Raw genomic sequence first — 15,546 nt, 5'->3', positions numbered from 1 at the left:
CAAACAGCTAATAAGTCAGCTCGGCAATCGCAATCCTGCTCTCAGAGGCGGGCCAGGCGCGTGCCACAATCCGTTCTTCGCCAAACTGGGCCACGATGTTACGCCCGACCTCGCTGGCCGGAAGCCGCAGGGTTGCTGCCGCATCCGTGGGCACGCCCGGTTTGACGTCGGCCGGCTCCTTGCCGTCGAGCAGCACCACGTCCCGCGGCAGGCCGAAATAGCCGCGCGGCCGAGACATGATCACGACAGCTCCTGCGTCCTTGTCAGCCGGCCCGAGCGGGCGCGCAGGCCGCAGGTGCACGACGTCCGACGAGCGCGGGAATGGCGAGCGGTAGATGTGCGTCGTCGGCGTGTCGGGAGATACCAGGACGAATTCGAGCGACCAGGTAGGATCGATCTGCACCGGTCCCCAGCGGCCATCGGCACCGGTCTTTGAGCTGTGCAGCGCAACGCCCTTGCGCTCTCCCGTTTCGGGATCGACGCGGAAGACGTCGACGGTTGCGCCGGCCGCCGGACGGTTGGTCGGCACGCCGCCCGGCGTGCCCGTGATCAAACCGCTCAACTTCACGCTTGGCTCCGGCACAATCGCGATGCGCATCGGCTCGCGCCCGGCGACGAACTTGTAGATCTCGCGAAATGCGCGCGGATGAAACGCCACCTCGCGATGATCGAGCGCACCGAGTACGAGGTTGGTGGCCCCCTTCAGCTCCGGCCCCTCCGCGGTAATACCGGTCGGGACGCCGGGCTTTCCGATGAAACGGCCGTCGGCTTGTGCATATTTGTCCAGGCCGTCACTGCGCAAGGTGAGAAAAGCTGTGCCCGCCGTCACCTCGCTCTCGCCGTCGTTCAAGCCGCGCAGGAATGCACCGCGGCCATTGAACTCGTTGTTGGGCTGGTCGTCGGTCGCGAACACGCCGTGATTGGGCGTGCCGCACAACACGGCGTGGCTGACATCGCCGGCACCGCCATTTTTGATGACGTTACGGATCGCATAGCCACCTCGGGAGCTGCCGACCAGCGCCAAGCGCGACGCGCCGGTACGGCGCTTCAGGTCAGCGATGGCGGCGGTGAGCTCGCGGCGCTGGTCTTCTGTCGATGACCGGTTCGCCTGCTCGACCTTGTCGTCGCTGCGCGCAAGCGGATCGGTGAAATTGATCGCCGCCATGCGATCGCGTGCGACGCCGTTCGATTCCATCCGCCACAAGGTCGTCATCCAGAGCGCGTCGTAGTCGCCGTTGCCGTGGACGAACAGGATCGGCGGCAGCTCAGTGCTTGGCGTGGCGGCCGGTGCGGTTTGGGCCATCGCGCCTGCCGGCAAGCTCGCAACTGCGAAAGGCAAGCTGCTGACCCCTTGCAGGATCGTCCGTCGCGACAGCTTCATCTGTTCCTCCCCGGCAAACGCCTCTTTGCACCGCTTATACTGGCCTAATCACTGGACAGCGAAGGACTTTCGCAGGCATCACTGAATTTGCCGGAATCGCCAGGACCATTTCTGCCAGACCGTTTGGAAGGGATATGACCGAGCAGAGGAACCGCCAGAAAATTGTCGCCGACGGCATCACCGCGCCGCTGCGGTACACCGTATTCCGGCGCATCTGGCTTGCCAGCCTGCTCTCCAATCTCGGCCTCCTGATCCAAGGCGTTGGTGCCGCCTGGGCGATGACGCAGATGGCGGCCTCGGCCGATAAGGTGGCGCTGGTGCAAACCGCGCTGATGTTGCCGATCATGCTGATCTCGATGCCGGCGGGCGCCATCGCAGACATGTATGATCGACGCATCGTCACCCTGGTCTCGCTGTCGATCGCGCTGGTCGGCGCGAGCGCGCTCACCGTGCTGGCCGGCCTTAATCTGATCACTCCCGAATTGCTGCTCGCTTTTTGCTTCGTCGTCGGCAGCGGCAATGCGCTGTTCGGCCCCGCCTGGCAGTCCTCGGTGAGCGAACAGGTGCCGCCCGACGCACTGCCCTCGGCCGTCGCGCTCAACGGCATCAGCTACAACATCGCGCGCAGCTTCGGTCCCGCGGTTGGCGGCGTGATCGTCGCTGCGCTCGGCGCGGTGGCGGCGTTCGCTTGCAACGCGATTCTCTATCTGCCGCTGCTGGTGGTCCTGCTGCTCTGGCGCCGCAACACCGAACCCTCGCGCCTGCCACGAGAGAAGCTCAACCGCGCGATGGTCTCGGGCTTCCGGTACATCACCAATTCGCCGCCGATCAAGATCGTGCTGTTGCGCACGCTGGTGATGGGCCTGATCGGCGGGGCCGTGATGGCGCTGATGCCGCTGGTCGCGCGCGACCTCTTGCATGGCGGCGCGCAGACCTACGGCATCATGCTCGGCGCCTTCGGCATGGGGGCCGTGATCGGCGCGCTCAACATCCATGAATTGCGCAAGCGCATGAGCGGCGAAGCCGCGATCCGCGCCTGCACCATCTCGATGGCGTTTGCGATGGCCGCGGTCGGCTTGAGCACGGAGCCGGTGCTGACGGCAACTGCGCTGGTGCTGGCCGGCGCGGTCTGGATGGCCGCGATCGCGCTGTTCAATATCGGCGTGCAGCTCTCGGCGCCGCGCTGGGTCGCGGGCCGCTCGCTCGCGGCGTTCCAGGCCTCGATCTCGGGTGGCATCGCGATCGGCGCCTGGGGCTGGGGCCATCTCACCGACTATGCCGGGGTCGAGGTCGCACTCCTGGTCGCGGCCGGCCTGATGCTGATCTCGCCGCTGCTCGGCGTCTGGCTAGCGATGCCGCGCGTCGGCGCGCGCAATGAGGATGCCGAGGTGTTGGCCGATCCTGAGGTGAAGCTGTCGCTGACCGGCCGCAGCGGGCCTCTGGTGGTTGAGATCGAATACCGCGTAAGCCAAGAGAATGCCCGCGCCTTCCACAATGTGATGCAGGACGTACAGCTCTCCCGGCAGCGGAACGGCGCCTATGGCTGGTCGATCGCACGCGACATCGCCGATCCGGAATTGTGGACCGAGCGCTATCATTGTCCGACGTGGCTTGACTATTTACGCCAGCGCAACCGTTCGACTCAGTCCGAACGCGCTCTGCATCAGGAAGCCATGGCCTTCCACATCGGCCCCGAGCCGGTGCGGATCCGGCGCATGCTGGAGCGTCCGTTCGGCTCGGTGCGCTGGAAGGAGGACACGCCGGACCGCGCCAATAGCGAAGTGCTGCCGGTGGTCGCGACCGCGGCGGGGAGCAGCACGTAAGCCTCACGTTCGTCATTCCGCAGCGCGCCGTCAGGCGCGAGGCCGGAATGACAGGTTACTGCCCGTGATCCGTCAGCACCTTGTCGCAGCCTTTGCTCAGCCGGGTGCGGTTCTGCTTCAGGCAGGCGAGCACAGCGCCGTCGCCATTGTTCATCACGGCGCGGCAGAAGCGACTGACATCACGCGCGCAGGCATCGTGGCCGGGCTGCTGCTGCGCGGACGCGGCCGATGCGCACAGGAGCAAAGAAATAACGAAAAGAAATCTAGCCATCGCGTAATGCCTTCTACCGCAAAGAATGTGCGGGCGAAGCTAGTGCGATGGTCCTAAGGCCGCAACGGCTTTGTTGACTGGCTGCAACGTGCCACCGCATGGCGCCGGCTTGACCCCGGGGTACATCGCGAGGGGAGCTATCCGACGCAACGATCGCCGTGTTGCTTACTGCTTGTCCTGCGCGTCAGCGACCTTGCGCGACGCGCCCTTGGCGAGGTCCTTGTCCATCACCGCGCGGCAGCCGGCGGTTAAGTCAGAACGATGCTTGATCATGCACGCCGTGATCTTCGGGATGTTGGGAATGTCCGCGGAGCAGAGTCGGAAGGCATCGCCGGTGCACATCTGCTGCGCTTCGGCCGAGAAGGCGAAGCCCGAGGTCGTCGAGACGGTCGACACGATGGCGGCAAAGCCCAGGGCCAGACTGGTGTCGCGGATCTTGCTGGAAAACGACTTGGTCATTTGAAGCTCCCCATTGGCACCGTCGGAACGGCGCCGGTTGTTGATGGGAACTACGATGCTCCGGCCAAACCGTTTCCACTGTGATGATGGTCACGGGAGGCACAGCCTCTGTGACCTCAGTCACTTTGGCGCACTTCGCTGAAATTCCTACGCGACCGGCGTCGCGTTGGTGTCACGTTAACTGTTCCTTCGCATTAATGGCTCGTCGCGCGGGAAATTCCGCCGGTTTGGTTGCGTAATTGGAAAGAATAGCGATGCGTAATGCGTTGGGCCTGATGCTGGCCAGTGTAGTTGCGGCGGTCGTGATCGCCGCCGGCGGTTGGTTTTATTATTCCGCGCGCGCCGATCAGGGCGCCCCCAAGACAGTTGCCGCCCGTGCCGCCGATCCATTGCCGGCACCGGCGAAGCTCGCCGCCAAGGATGACGTCGAGACCACCGCGGCGATCGCGGCCAAGCCGGCGGCAGCTGCCGCGGCGCCCGCCCCGGCCATGCCGGTGCAGCAGAAACAGGCCTGCGCCAATCCGAACGCGCTGGGCGTTGCCCGCGTGGTCGAGATCGACACCACAGGCGGTCCCGGCTTCGGCTTCGAGCACTTCAAGCAGTTCGACTTTCTCACCGAGAAGGAGGTCGTGCTGACCTTCGACGATGGTCCGTGGCCGGTCAATACGCCCGCCGTACTCAAGGCGCTCGCGGATGAATGCACCAAGGGCCTGTTTTTCTCGGTCGGCAAGCACGCAACCTATCATCCGGAGATCCTGCGCCAGGTGCTGGCCCAGGGCCACACGGTCGGCACGCACACCTGGTCGCATGTCAACCTCAACAGCAAGAAGATGACGGAGCAGCAGGTCAAGGACGAGGTCGAGAAGGGCTTCAGCGCCGTGAGATTCGCGCTCGGCACCAATCCGGCGCCGTTCTTCCGCTTCCCGCAGCTTCAGCACAATCCCGCGATGGTGACCTATTTCGGCACCCGCAACGTCGCGATGTTCTCGACCGACATCGACTCCTTCGACTTCAGGAAGGGCGCCACGCCGGAGAAGATCGTCGAGACCGTGATGACCAGGCTGGACAAGCTCGGCAAGGGCATCATCCTGATGCACGATTTCCAGAAGCACACCGGCGAAGCCATGCCGGCGCTGCTCGCGCGGCTCAAGGCCGGCGGCTACAAGATCGTGCAAATGAAGGCCAAGACGACCATTCAGACGCTGCCGGAATATGACGAGGCATTGCTGAAGGACTTGAAGGTGCCGACCTCGAGCGCCCGTCCGATCGCAAGTGTGGTGCAGACGGTTTCGCAGTAAGCGCGATCACCGCTTCAATATGCGCATGGCCGGGCCCTTCCCCCGGCCATTTGCTTTGGGCAAGCGGCTGTTACCAGTAGATGCCGTGGCGGTGCAGCTCGCCGATGATGCGACGTTCGGTCCAGCTGCGCTTGTGCTTCGGCTTGTCCGCCGTTGCCGTGGTCTTGCTGGCGGGCTTGATCGTCGTGACCTGCGCGGAGCTCGTCGTGGGCGTCGTCACGGCCGGAGCGGTCGGCGCAGCCGGCGCAGAAAGCGACACTGCCGGCGGACGATCGGAATATTTCGGAGCCTCATTGGCTGGCACGACGTCGCTCACCTGCGTCGGAGCGGCCGTCGCCGAAGTGGTCGTGATTTGCGGCGCGGAGGTCTGCTCGCCTGCCGCGGCCAGTGACAGGCTGCGGGATCCGCCTGCCTGGGCAGACGCAGAGGCCAGGAGCATGGCGGCAACCAGAATGATCTTGCGCATGTGAAATCTCCCCGTGTTGGCGTAACCGGGACGTTACGGGAAGCCCGCCTGAGGTTACGTGATCACGATCACTCAGGCTGCGCCCTTCGCGCGCGCAGTGAACGTGCGGGCCGAGCTATAATGGCCGTGCCAAGAAATGCGTGGAGTGAGTGACCCTGCAACCCTCGACAGCCCGTTCGGCACGAGGTTGTCACCCATGTCTCAGGTACGACCTGTTACCTATGTCTCCGGGCTGGACAGCTAAGTGGTGGTGCCGCAAGAGGGATTCGAACCCCCGACCCCGTCATTACGAATGACGTGCTCTACCGACTGAGCTATTGCGGCGAACCCTGCCGGAGCCAGGACAATGCCGGCCCCGATACGCGCGCCCCTGATATCGGGCATGGCCCGAATTGGCAAGGACAAGCGGCGTTCGAAATGGGCCTCACGCGCCCCAGCGAGACCAGAATCCGCGCCACCCGCCGGCCTGGGCCTTTGGCGTGCCGATTTGTTCCGTAAATTCGTCGCTCGGTCCCTCGTCGTCGACCCCGGGATCATCCGGCGCGCGGACGATCGGGATCACGGCAGGGATGGGGGCCGGTCCGGGTTTGCTAATGTCGGCGCGGCTCCGGAATACCGGCGTTGCCGCCGGCGGCGATGATTCGGCAGGCGCGGGAGCCGGATCAACCGGCTCGGAAGCCACGATCGTTGGTTCTTCCTTGGCAGCCTCCTTGGGAGCTTCCATGGGAGCTTCCTCGGAACCTTCCTTGGAACCTTCCTTGGCCTGAGGAGGGGAATTGTCCTGGGCAGCCGGCGCTGGCGCCGTCTCCACCGGTTCCACCGGCGCTTTGCTGGCCGCCGTCACTCGCTTCGGCGGCGGTGCCGCCAGCATGGCCTCCTCGAAGGCCGAGGATTCGATCGTGGTGCCCTTGTCGGAAGGCAGGCTCGCGACCGGCGTCTGCCACTGGAAGGCGTCGAGACGGCCGGTGACCGGAGAGACCGGACGCCAGCGGTCGCTGACATAGCCGTCCGCAGTCCAGGCCGGATCGAGGCGGGCCCGCACCGCACGCAAGGTCCAGGCGCGCGCACGGCCGCCATCGCCGTGCTCGGTACGCTCGATCTCGGCCATCAGCAGCGCAACGCGCTGGGTCGGATCGTCGAGGTACGGTGCGAGCACCTCGCGCGCGCGGGCGAACTCGGAGGCATCGATCGCAGCGCGCGCGATCGCGAGCTGGCCCTCGACATGGCCGGGCTTGTCGGCAGGCGTCTTGGCCGCGAGCGTCTCGACCCGCTGCAAGCGCTGCCGGGCGGAATCGCCGAGCTTCACATGGGCATAGGCATCCGCAAGATCGGGATGCGGATTGGCGAGCCAGGCGGCCTCGAGCAGCTTCATGGCGCGGCGCACCTGATGCGCTTCGCTCTCGAATTTTGCGGCGAGCACCGCGGCCGGCACCAGGGTCGGCGCGAGCTTGATCGCCTCCATCACGCTCTCGCGCGCGACGTCGCGGTCCATGGTTTCCAATTCCAGCGCGCGCGCGGTGAGCAGGACGCCGCGCTGCCGGCGATAGGTCCCCTTGTCGATCAGACCCGCGGACAGATTCGAATCGAGGATCGCGAGCGCGCCGCCCCAGTCGCCGCGCGCGCAGCGGAAGCCAAGCACGGCATGGGAGGCCCAGGTCGAGGATGGCGACAGCTTGATCGCTTCCTCCGCGATCGTCACGGCGCCGAGCGCATCGTCGGCGCGCTGCGCCTCGATGAAGAGGCCGCGCAGGCCGAGCAGCCGCGTGTCCTCACGCTCGGTCATGGCGCGGAAGACGCGCTGCGCTTCGTCGCGATTGCCTTCGAGCTGCGCCGACTGCGCGTGCAAGAGCAGCGCGAGCGGATCATTCGGCGCATGCCGTCGGGCCGCTGCCGCATGTCGACGGGCAAGCGCGGTGTCGCCATGACCGATCGCGAGCAGGCCGTGAGTGATCGCGTGGCGACCGCGGGCATGGCGCTTCTCATGACGACGGCGGCGCAGACGCCCCGGCATGCGCCAGATCATGGTCAAGACGCTCCAGACCAGCACGATCGCGGCTGCGAAGATGCCAAGCCCGAGCACGAACCCGGGAAAGGTCGTCGTGGCACGGAGACCGCCCCAGGTCAGGACCAGATCGCCGGGCTGATCGGCAACCCAGGCTCCGCCGGCCGCCGCCAATGCGATCAGAATGAGAAAGAGGACGATGCGAAGCATGGCGATCCCTATAAGCGCCGATCGTTGCGCGAATCTTTATTGAGCAGGCTTGGCTGGATCAGATTTGGCGAGATCCGCCATGGCATCGTCGGCGAATTTGCGGGAGGCGGCGAGCGCGGCGTCGCGAGCATCGGCCTTGTCGAGCCAGGCTTGCGCGGCGGTGCGATCAGTTTCCGGAAGCGACTTCAGCTCGCGACGTGCCTCCGCCACATCGTTGCGCAGCGCCGCCGAGGTGATGCGCGCCACGATGGCACCGCGGTCATTGCCGATCCCGTCGGTGCGTTCGATGCGGACGAGCTTCGACGCGCCCGCCTGGAGACGCTCGACGATACCGGTGCCGCCGGTCTGGGTTTCCGCCGGCGGCGACAGTTTCGGCACGATATTGAGAAGCTCGCGGCTCAGCGCGACCGGCGTCGGGATGCCGGACGATGCAAAGGCGTCGAGCGGCTTCAGCATATCCGGCTTTGCCGTCAGCGACCGCGCCGCGGCCAGTTGCTGTTGATAGGGATCGCCATGGCGAACGGCTACGTCGAGCAGGGCCGCCGCCACCACATGGCGCAGCGGCTTGTCGTCCATCGTTTTGGCCTCGGCGATCTTCTCGCCTTGCTGCGCGAGCTCGGCTCGTTCGGTCCTGCTGGCGCGCTCGAGCTGCGCAATGCGGTCGTTGAGCGTGGCAAGATCGGGCGCGGCAGCATCTGGAGCGGATTTCACGTCGTTCAGTGCGCTCGCAGTCTTGTCGGATTGTTCGCGCAGATTGGCGATGTCGCTGCGCAGACTGCTGACGGACTTCTCCAGCGCGTCGATCCGCGCCGCCATCGCTGGATCGGCGACGGGCTTGCCGGCCTTGGCTTCGACTGCGCTCACCCGCCCGCTGAGCGCATCGACCGTCGCGCTCGTGACTTGCGGTGCGGCAGGCGGCGCCTGCACCGCGGGCCAGCCCAGCATCCAACCGACCGCAATCACGACTGCGGCTGCGACAGCGCCGGAGAGCGGGGCAACGACCCAGGGCGAAATCGGCTGCGATACAGGCGCGGATGCCACAGCGGCCGGCGCCTCGTCACGTTCCGGCTCAGCGTCGGCAAGTTCGGACTTGGCCGGCTCGGATTGTGCCGGCTCGGTCTCGGCGTGCTCCGGCGTCGGCTGAGCCTCGGGCTCGCCCGCCGCCTGCTGCGGCTGGGTCGAGACTTCGCTCGCCTCGAGGTCGATGGTGGGAGGGGCGCGCTTGGCACGACCGCTGTCGGGGGCCAATCCTGCGTCTTCAGGCTTGTCGTCGACCATCGTGACGGTTCCTCACATCCATACCTTGCACAGATCCTTCGGATCCGATTGCGTCGGATTCGGCTCGACCTCTTACGCCAAACGGGTGCGCAAAGCACGCTCCAAGGTGTCGAATAAGGCATTTTCGTCCGGCGTCGCCGCAACCAGAACCTGCGACGCGCCGGCCTCTCGCAGCACGCCGGCAACCGTCTCGGACAGGCAGCATTGCGGTATAGCCAGCGCCGAGATTTCGACACCTTCGTCCCGCGCCGCCTCCAGGAACGCCCGCGCGCTGCGCCGGGAATAGTGCAGCACCGCCTCGATCCCATGGCTGGCAAAGCCCTCGCAAACTTCTCGCGGCAGCAACTTGACCGGAGCCATGCGATAAGTGGTCTGCGTGACCACATTGAATCCTTCGGCGCTGAGCTCGGCGCCGAGATCACGCGACAGATCCGCACCCGCCAGATAAAGCAGCGTGCTCCTTTTCTTCAGCACCTTGTCACGTGCACTCTGCACCACCTTGTCACGCAAGGCCGCGGCGTCGCCACCGGCGACGATCACCTCGGCAAAGCCGGCGTCGCGCGCCGCAATAGCCGTGTGCTCGCCGACCGCAAACAGCGGCAAGTGCAACAGACCAAGACCCGGCAATTGCGGCGCGACGGCACGGATCGCATTGGCCGATGTAACGATGATGCCGTCATAGCTCGTCTCACTCTCGTCATGAAAGGCGACCGGCTCGAACTTGAGCACCGGCGCAAGCAGCACCACATGCCCTCGCGCGCGCAAACTCGCCGCCGACGCCTCATTGTCGGGATGTGGTCGTGTGACGAGAATGGACATCGCTTGGTGTTCCCGAACCATTTGACGGTGGCCATTTGCGAGGGCGGCCGCGCGTGACGATTGCGCAAGCCGTGCCCGGAATGCTACCGGACGTACCAGAACTCTGCTTTACGGATGAGCGCAAGGGCGCAAGTTGGATAACAATTCGCCAATGCTGGTATTGGGCATCGAAACCACGTGCGACGAAACCGCCGCGGCCGTGGTCGAGCGCGCGCCTGACGGTGGCGGGACGATCCTGTCCAACATCGTACGGTCGCAGGTCGAGGAGCACGCCCGCTTCGGCGGCGTGGTACCGGAGATCGCTGCCCGCGCCCATGTCGATCTGCTCGATGACATCATCGACCGCGCCATGAGTGAGGCCGGCGTCGGCTTCGCCCAGCTGGGCGGTGTCGCGGCGGCCGCGGGCCCGGGGCTGATCGGCGGCGTCATCGTTGGGCTCACCACCGCCAAGGCGATCGCGATGGTGCACGGCACCCCGCTCGTCGCGGTGAACCACCTGGAGGCGCACGCGCTGACGCCACGTCTCACCGACGGAATCGAATTCCCCTATTGCCTATTCCTCGCCTCGGGCGGACATACCCAGATCGTTGCGGTCACCGGCGTCGGCCAGTATGTGCGGCTCGGCACCACGGTCGACGACGCCATTGGCGAGGCCTTTGACAAGGTCGCGAAGATGCTGGGCCTGCCTTATCCCGGCGGTCCGCAGGTCGAGCGCGCGGCGGCAAGCGGCGATGCGATGCGCTTCGCCTTTCCACGCCCGATGCAAGGGCGCCCCGACGCCAATTTCTCCCTATCCGGTTTGAAGACGGCGGTCCGCAACGAAGCGAGCCGCATCGCCGAGCTCACGCCGCAGGACATCAGCGATCTCTGCGCGAGTTTTCAAGCCGCCGCGCTGGAGTCGACGGCCGACCGCTTGAGCGTCGGTCTAAGACTTTTCCGCGAGCGGTTCGGCGCGCCGCGCGCGCTCGTGGCCGCCGGCGGTGTGGCCGCCAATCAGGCGATCCGCGAGGCCCTGAACGACGTCGCGCAGCAGGCCGGGACCCAGCTGATCATGCCGCCGCCCGAGCTCTGCACCGACAATGGCGCGATGATCGCCTGGGCCGGCGCCGAACGCCTTGCGCTCGGCATGACCGATACGATGGACGCGCAGCCCCGCGCACGCTGGCTGCTCGATGCCAACGCGACGGCACCGGCGGGCTACGGCAACACGCGAGCGGGATTCTAGTGATGACCGCGTTCGATTCCGTCGCCGTGGTCGGGGCAGGTGCCTGGGGCACGGCTCTCGCAACCGTGGCGGCGCGGGCAGGACGGAACGTGACGCTGTGGGCGCGCAATGCCGAACATGCGACGCGGATTGCCTCGACGCGCGACAATCCGCGGCTGCCCGGCGTGCGGATCGCTCCGGAAATCGTCGTGACGAGCGATCTGGCGCTCGCCGCGCGCGCCGACATGCTGCTGATCGCAACGCCCGCGCAGCATCTGCGCGGCGCGGTCAACCTGCTGGCCTCGCACATTGCAAGGCCGGTACCCGTCGTCGCCTGCGCCAAGGGCATCGAGCACGGCACCCACAAATTCATGACCGACGTGATCACCGAAGCTGCACCGGGCGCGCAGCCGGCGATCCTGTCAGGCCCGAGCTTCGCCGACGATGTCGCGCGCGGCCTGCCGACCGCGGTAACGCTGGCGGCGAAACAAGAAGCGCTGGCTACCCGCCTAGTGCAGGCGCTGGGCTCGCCGAGATTCCGGCCCTATCATTCCACCGACATCCGTGGCGTCGAGATCGGCGGCGCGGCCAAGAACGTGCTCGCGATCGCGGTCGGCATTGCGGTCGGACGCAAACTTGGCGCCTCGGCCCAGGCCGCGCTCACGACCCGCGGCTTTGCCGAGCTGACACGCCTTGGTCGCGCGCTTGGTGCGCGCAGCGAGACACTCACGGGCTTGTCCGGCCTCGGTGATCTCATTCTGACCTGTTCGAGCCCGCAATCACGCAATTTCGCGCTTGGCCTCGCACTGGGCCGCGGTGAGAACCCGCCCGCAGGCAAGCTTGCCGAGGGCGAGTCCACCGCGCCGGTTCTGATCGAGCTTGCGGCTTCGCAACACATTGAGATGCCGGTATCGGAAGCGGTCGCTTCGATCCTGAGCGGCCGGAGCACGATCGATGCCGCTATCTCGGGACTGTTGACGCGCCCCTTCAAGGCAGAGGAATGAACATGGCTTATTGGCTGGTGAAATCCGAACCGTCGGTGTGGTCCTGGGACCAGCAGGTGGCGAAGGGCGCCAAGGGCGAGGCCTGGACCGGCGTGCGCAACTTCACCGCGCGCCAGAACCTGGTCGCCATGAAGAGGGGCGACAAGGCGTTCTTCTATCATTCCAACGAGGGCAAGGAGATCGTCGGCATCGCGGAGGTCATCAAGGAAGCCTATCCGGATCCGACCGACAAGACCGGCAAGTTCGTCTGCGTCGACATCAAGGCCGACAAGCCCCTGAAGACACCGGTGACGATGGCCGCGATCAAGGCCGAGAAGAAGCTCGCCGACATGGCGCTTGTGAAATATTCGCGCCTGTCGGTGCAGCCGGTGACGGCGGAGGAGTGGAAGCTCGTCTGCAAGATGGGTGGGATGTCGTCGTAGGTACGTAGCCCGAATGAGCGAAACTCGGCCCTACGTCTGCGGCAACGCAAACACCTCGCACGGTGCGGCGATCCCACGCAGCGAATGCGATCCGAGCGCGATCAGAGGCATGTCCGTCTCTGCAGCGAGCGCGCCCGACACGAGCACGGTCCGCCCCAACGGCTTGCACAACCCTTCGAGCCGGCTGGCGAGATTGACGGCGGAGCCGATCGCCGTGAAATCGAGCCGGTTGGCAGCGCCGATATTGCCCCAGAGCATCTCGCCGAGATGGAGGGCGGCACCGAACGCGAGCGGCGGCAAGCCGTTGCCGCGGCGCTCCTCGTTGAGATAGGCCATCCCGGCTTCGGCCGCGCTTGCGGCGCGCAGAGCGGCCTCGCAGGCACGGCGCGGTGACGCTTCGATCACCGGAAAGATCGCCAGCACGCCGTCGCCGATGAATTTCAGCACCTCGCCGCCGAAGGCGTGAACGGCGCCGGCGATGCGGTCGAACCAGGCATCGAGCGCTGCGATGACATCGCCCGGCGGACTTGTCTCCGACAAACCGGTGAAGTTGCGCAAGTCGGCATAGAGCAACGCGGCCTGAATGGTCTCGCCAAGATCGCGCCGCAGCGGCGCCGCCAGCACCCGCTCCGCACTGCGCTTGCCGAGATAGGCGTCGAGTGTCGCCCGCAACGTGGCACGCGCGGCGAGCACGGCGAGCGGCGTCGCGGCAAAACGTGCAGCCTGGCGCAATCGCTCGATCTCGCCCGAGGTGAACGGACCCGGCCCGATCCACCCAAGCAAAGGCCCATCGGCCCGTCCGACGATATCTTCGTGCACCTCACCGCCCGCGATATCGCGCAGCCAGCCGCGGCCGGCATCGTTCGGCGGGTCCGGTGCCAGCCCGCCCGGCGCAAAGCCGAGCGCTTCGATCACCCGGCCAGTGTCGGCGCGCCACAACCAGGTCCGCTTCGCGATCAGCGGGTCAGGCACTTCCAGCGTCAGCGCCCCCGCCGCAAGCGGCACGCCATCAGCAACCAAATGGGCGCCGAGTTCCGCAAGCAGGCGGTCCGCCCCAAGACTATCTGCGGCGGCATCGACAAGCCAGGCGAGGGTCGGGGAGAGATGCATGGCTCAATCATGACGAAAGCGCGCCGTCTTTGTCACGGGCAATCCTTGACGGGCCGCTCCGGCCCCGCCATGTCCGAGTGTCAGCCCAGGGATGATCGCCAATGACCGAACCGTTCATAGTGCGACGCGAGACCCAGATCGCCGCCCCGCGCGCGACTGTTTTCGCCTATCTGACCGACCCCGAGAAGATTTTGAGCTGGATGGGTTCCGACGCGACCACGGAGCCCCGTCCCGGCGGGCTCTATCTGCTTAAAGGCGTCGGCCCGCGCGGCGGCGTCGCCCGCGGCGCTTTCCGCGAGGTCGTGCCGGTGCATCGTCTCGCCTACACGTTCGGCTGGGAGGGCGGCCAGGAAGTGCCGCCCGGCTCGAGCCTGATCGAGATCGACCTGATTGAGCAAGACGGCGGCACGTTGCTGCGGATGACCCACAGCGGCCTGCCGACCGCAGAACAGGCCGCCGCACATGCGACGGGGTGGGCACATTATCTGGAACGGCTCACCACGGCAGCTGCCGGTGGCGATCCCGGTCAGGACCGCGGCGTTTCGAACAAAGCGTAGCCGACAGGCGGATCAGACCGCCGCGGTCGCCACCACTTGCGCCAGAAGCTGCTCGCGCCTCGCCTGCGAGCGCTGGCCCTTCATGGTCGCGGCAAAGCGTTCGAGGATGCCGTCCTCGAAGGCGGTGACGATGGTGTCGTGGACGTAGCTCTTGCGGCAGATCGCCGGCGTGTTGGAGAGCTGGTCGGCAGCGGCGCGGATTGCGTCAAGCACCTGCTTCTTGCGGCCACGCTGGCTGGTCGCCGGCGTGATCCGCGACAGCGATTCCACGACCACGGCGGACGCCATCAGCGTGCGAAAATCCTTCAGCGAGATCTTGATGCCGGCGATCTCGCGCAGAAACGCGTTCACCTGCGTGGTATTGACCGCGCGCACGATGCCGTAGGCGTCGCGATACTGGAACATGCGCTTGCCCGGAACGCGCTGCAAAATGCCGATGGCGCGGACTAGCTTGGCTGCGTCGCACTCCTTCCGCACCGCCTTGCCGCCCTTCGCCTTGAAAGTCATCACAAAGCAATCGTCTTCCAGCGTGACGTTGGACTTGAGCAGCGTGGTGGCGCCGCGAGTGCCGTTGAGACGGGCGTAGGATTCGTTGCCGGGACGGATCGCGGTGCGGGCGATCAGTTCGATGACGGCCGAGAGCGCGAACTCGCGCGTCGGCTCGTCCCCTGACAGGAACGCCGAGACCTTGCGCCGGATTTTGGGCAGCGCGCCGACGAGCTTCTCGAGGCGATGCGCCTTGCGGTGCTCGCGGACCTTCTCCCAATCGGCGTGATAGCGATATTGCAGCCGGCCCGCGGCATCGCGTCCCACGGCCTGGAGATGCGAGCTCGGATCGGCGGAGTAGCGCACCTCGCGGTAGGCCGGCGGCACTGCCATGGCGTGCAGCCGGCGGATGGTGCGGGCGTCGCGGATATGAGCCCCGTTCGGGCGGACGAAGGAGTAGCCCTTGCCGCGCTTGATGCGCCGGATGGTCAGCTCGTTTTGATCGCCGAGCCGCAGGCCGAGTTCCCTTGCGAGCGCCTCGACGGTCGCCGCCGGCCTGGTGTCGAAGGTCTTTTTGGGGCTGGAACGCCTGAAACCAGCCGGTTTCGGCCATTGTCCAAGGGCTTTGGCGAGGGCAATGGCCGCAGGATCGGCTGAAGCGGGCCGCATCGTCCCGAGATTCTGCTGATCCATCATAGTGTTAAGCCTTGGCCCTGTTTCTTACCGTTCAATGCCGCTGTTCTGATTTTTGTTCCT

General features: G+C 66.1%; 15 protein-coding genes and 1 tRNA gene. 6 read left to right on the top strand and 10 right to left on the bottom strand.

Going from position 1 to position 15,546, the window contains the following annotated elements; translation table 11 throughout:
* Positions 1-7: 7 nt before the first annotated feature.
* A complete protein-coding gene (locus tag IVA92_RS01860; protein ID WP_247280009.1) occupies positions 8-1,381 on the bottom strand; it encodes a hydrolase in 1,374 nt (457 codons plus the stop codon).
* Between the two features lie 134 nt (positions 1,382-1,515).
* Here IVA92_RS01860 and IVA92_RS01855 point away from each other — a divergent pair, with 134 nt between their 5' ends.
* On the top strand, positions 1,516-3,204 hold the full coding sequence (locus IVA92_RS01855; protein ID WP_247280008.1) for an MFS transporter: 1,689 nt from the start codon (positions 1,516-1,518) through the stop codon (positions 3,202-3,204).
* Positions 3,205-3,259: 55 nt separating this feature from the next.
* On the opposite strand, the gene IVA92_RS01850 is transcribed toward IVA92_RS01855, so the two are convergent.
* Both IVA92_RS01850 and IVA92_RS01845 read right to left on the bottom strand, forming a co-directional pair.
* Positions 3,260-3,475, bottom strand: coding sequence for a cysteine rich repeat-containing protein (locus tag IVA92_RS01850; RefSeq protein ID WP_247280007.1), 216 nt, complete (start codon positions 3,473-3,475; stop codon positions 3,260-3,262).
* Positions 3,476-3,640: 165 nt separating this feature from the next.
* Entirely contained in the window at positions 3,641-3,934 is a 294-nt protein-coding gene (locus tag IVA92_RS01845) for a hypothetical protein (protein WP_247280006.1), read from the bottom strand.
* Between the two features lie 254 nt (positions 3,935-4,188).
* Here IVA92_RS01845 and IVA92_RS01840 point away from each other — a divergent pair, with 254 nt between their 5' ends.
* The gene (locus IVA92_RS01840; protein WP_247280005.1) at positions 4,189-5,232 is read left to right on the top strand and encodes a polysaccharide deacetylase family protein; all 1,044 of its coding nucleotides are present in this window, start codon (positions 4,189-4,191) and stop codon (positions 5,230-5,232) included.
* A 70-nt stretch (positions 5,233-5,302) separates the two neighbouring features.
* Here the strand turns inward: IVA92_RS01840 and IVA92_RS01835 are convergent, their stop codons facing one another.
* The 5 genes from IVA92_RS01835 to IVA92_RS01815 all read right to left on the bottom strand — a co-directional run bounded on the left by IVA92_RS01835 (position 5,303) and on the right by IVA92_RS01815 (position 10,007).
* Positions 5,303-5,698: a hypothetical protein gene (locus IVA92_RS01835; RefSeq protein WP_247280004.1), complete on the bottom strand. Its 396-nt coding sequence runs from the start codon at positions 5,696-5,698 to the stop codon at positions 5,303-5,305.
* A gap of 248 nt (positions 5,699-5,946) precedes the next feature.
* A tRNA-Thr gene (locus IVA92_RS01830) sits at positions 5,947-6,022 on the bottom strand.
* Between the two features lie 100 nt (positions 6,023-6,122).
* Positions 6,123-7,910 carry a heme biosynthesis HemY N-terminal domain-containing protein gene (locus IVA92_RS01825; protein ID WP_247280003.1) on the bottom strand — a complete coding sequence of 596 codons (1,788 nt, stop codon included), beginning with the start codon at positions 7,908-7,910 and terminating at the stop codon, positions 6,123-6,125.
* Between the two features lie 36 nt (positions 7,911-7,946).
* Positions 7,947-9,188, bottom strand: a complete 1,242-nt coding sequence (locus IVA92_RS01820) for a hypothetical protein (RefSeq protein WP_247280002.1) — start codon at positions 9,186-9,188, stop codon at positions 7,947-7,949.
* A gap of 72 nt (positions 9,189-9,260) precedes the next feature.
* Entirely contained in the window at positions 9,261-10,007 is a 747-nt protein-coding gene (locus IVA92_RS01815) for a uroporphyrinogen-III synthase (RefSeq protein WP_247280001.1), read from the bottom strand.
* 151 nt (positions 10,008-10,158) lie between these two features.
* On the opposite strand from IVA92_RS01815, the gene tsaD reads away from it, so the two are divergent.
* From tsaD to IVA92_RS01800, 3 genes are read left to right on the top strand one after another with little or no spacing between them, the layout of a single operon-like run.
* The gene (gene tsaD, locus IVA92_RS01810; RefSeq protein ID WP_247280000.1) at positions 10,159-11,232 is read left to right on the top strand and encodes a tRNA (adenosine(37)-N6)-threonylcarbamoyltransferase complex transferase subunit TsaD; all 1,074 of its coding nucleotides are present in this window, start codon (positions 10,159-10,161) and stop codon (positions 11,230-11,232) included.
* Between the two features lie 2 nt (positions 11,233-11,234).
* The gene (locus IVA92_RS01805; RefSeq protein WP_247279999.1) at positions 11,235-12,215 is read left to right on the top strand and encodes an NAD(P)H-dependent glycerol-3-phosphate dehydrogenase; all 981 of its coding nucleotides are present in this window, start codon (positions 11,235-11,237) and stop codon (positions 12,213-12,215) included.
* Positions 12,216-12,217: 2 nt separating this feature from the next.
* Positions 12,218-12,637 (top strand): EVE domain-containing protein, encoded by a 420-nt coding sequence (locus IVA92_RS01800; protein ID WP_247279998.1) that lies wholly within the window; start codon positions 12,218-12,220, stop codon positions 12,635-12,637.
* Positions 12,638-12,667: 30 nt separating this feature from the next.
* On the opposite strand, the gene IVA92_RS01795 is transcribed toward IVA92_RS01800, so the two are convergent.
* Positions 12,668-13,747 carry an adenylate/guanylate cyclase domain-containing protein gene (locus tag IVA92_RS01795; RefSeq protein ID WP_247279997.1) on the bottom strand — a complete coding sequence of 360 codons (1,080 nt, stop codon included), beginning with the start codon at positions 13,745-13,747 and terminating at the stop codon, positions 12,668-12,670.
* A gap of 101 nt (positions 13,748-13,848) precedes the next feature.
* Between IVA92_RS01795 and IVA92_RS01790 the strand changes: the two genes are divergently transcribed.
* Positions 13,849-14,304: an SRPBCC family protein gene (locus IVA92_RS01790; RefSeq protein ID WP_247279996.1), complete on the top strand. Its 456-nt coding sequence runs from the start codon at positions 13,849-13,851 to the stop codon at positions 14,302-14,304.
* A 12-nt stretch (positions 14,305-14,316) separates the two neighbouring features.
* On the opposite strand, the gene IVA92_RS01785 is transcribed toward IVA92_RS01790, so the two are convergent.
* A complete protein-coding gene (locus IVA92_RS01785) occupies positions 14,317-15,486 on the bottom strand; it encodes a DNA topoisomerase IB (protein WP_247279995.1) in 1,170 nt (389 codons plus the stop codon).
* Positions 15,487-15,546: the final 60 nt, after the last annotated feature.

Origin of the sequence: Bradyrhizobium sp. 154 (assembly GCF_023073875.1) — a bacterium.
Taxonomy (GTDB): domain Bacteria; phylum Pseudomonadota; class Alphaproteobacteria; order Rhizobiales; family Xanthobacteraceae; genus Bradyrhizobium.
This window is presented reverse-complemented; position numbering and strand designations above follow the sequence as displayed.

What these genes read in the sequence shown, in the direction of transcription:
- IVA92_RS01860 (WP_247280009.1), bottom strand. Translation starts at nt 1,381, where the DNA reads ATGAAGCTGTCGCGACGGACGATCCTGCAAGGGGTCAGCAGCTTGCCT.
- IVA92_RS01855 (WP_247280008.1), top strand. Translation starts at nt 1,516, where the DNA reads ATGACCGAGCAGAGGAACCGCCAGAAAATTGTCGCCGACGGCATCACC.
- IVA92_RS01850 (WP_247280007.1), bottom strand. Translation starts at nt 3,475, where the DNA reads ATGGCTAGATTTCTTTTCGTTATTTCTTTGCTCCTGTGCGCATCGGCC.
- IVA92_RS01845 (WP_247280006.1), bottom strand. Translation starts at nt 3,934, where the DNA reads ATGACCAAGTCGTTTTCCAGCAAGATCCGCGACACCAGTCTGGCCCTG.
- IVA92_RS01840 (WP_247280005.1), top strand. Translation starts at nt 4,189, where the DNA reads ATGCGTAATGCGTTGGGCCTGATGCTGGCCAGTGTAGTTGCGGCGGTC.
- IVA92_RS01835 (WP_247280004.1), bottom strand. Translation starts at nt 5,698, where the DNA reads ATGCGCAAGATCATTCTGGTTGCCGCCATGCTCCTGGCCTCTGCGTCT.
- IVA92_RS01825 (WP_247280003.1), bottom strand. Translation starts at nt 7,910, where the DNA reads ATGCTTCGCATCGTCCTCTTTCTCATTCTGATCGCATTGGCGGCGGCC.
- IVA92_RS01820 (WP_247280002.1), bottom strand. Translation starts at nt 9,188, where the DNA reads ATGGTCGACGACAAGCCTGAAGACGCAGGATTGGCCCCCGACAGCGGT.
- IVA92_RS01815 (WP_247280001.1), bottom strand. Translation starts at nt 10,007, where the DNA reads ATGTCCATTCTCGTCACACGACCACATCCCGACAATGAGGCGTCGGCG.
- tsaD (WP_247280000.1), top strand. Translation starts at nt 10,159, where the DNA reads ATGCTGGTATTGGGCATCGAAACCACGTGCGACGAAACCGCCGCGGCC.
- IVA92_RS01805 (WP_247279999.1), top strand. Translation starts at nt 11,235, where the DNA reads ATGACCGCGTTCGATTCCGTCGCCGTGGTCGGGGCAGGTGCCTGGGGC.
- IVA92_RS01800 (WP_247279998.1), top strand. Translation starts at nt 12,218, where the DNA reads ATGGCTTATTGGCTGGTGAAATCCGAACCGTCGGTGTGGTCCTGGGAC.
- IVA92_RS01795 (WP_247279997.1), bottom strand. Translation starts at nt 13,747, where the DNA reads ATGCATCTCTCCCCGACCCTCGCCTGGCTTGTCGATGCCGCCGCAGAT.
- IVA92_RS01790 (WP_247279996.1), top strand. Translation starts at nt 13,849, where the DNA reads ATGACCGAACCGTTCATAGTGCGACGCGAGACCCAGATCGCCGCCCCG.
- IVA92_RS01785 (WP_247279995.1), bottom strand. Translation starts at nt 15,486, where the DNA reads ATGATGGATCAGCAGAATCTCGGGACGATGCGGCCCGCTTCAGCCGAT.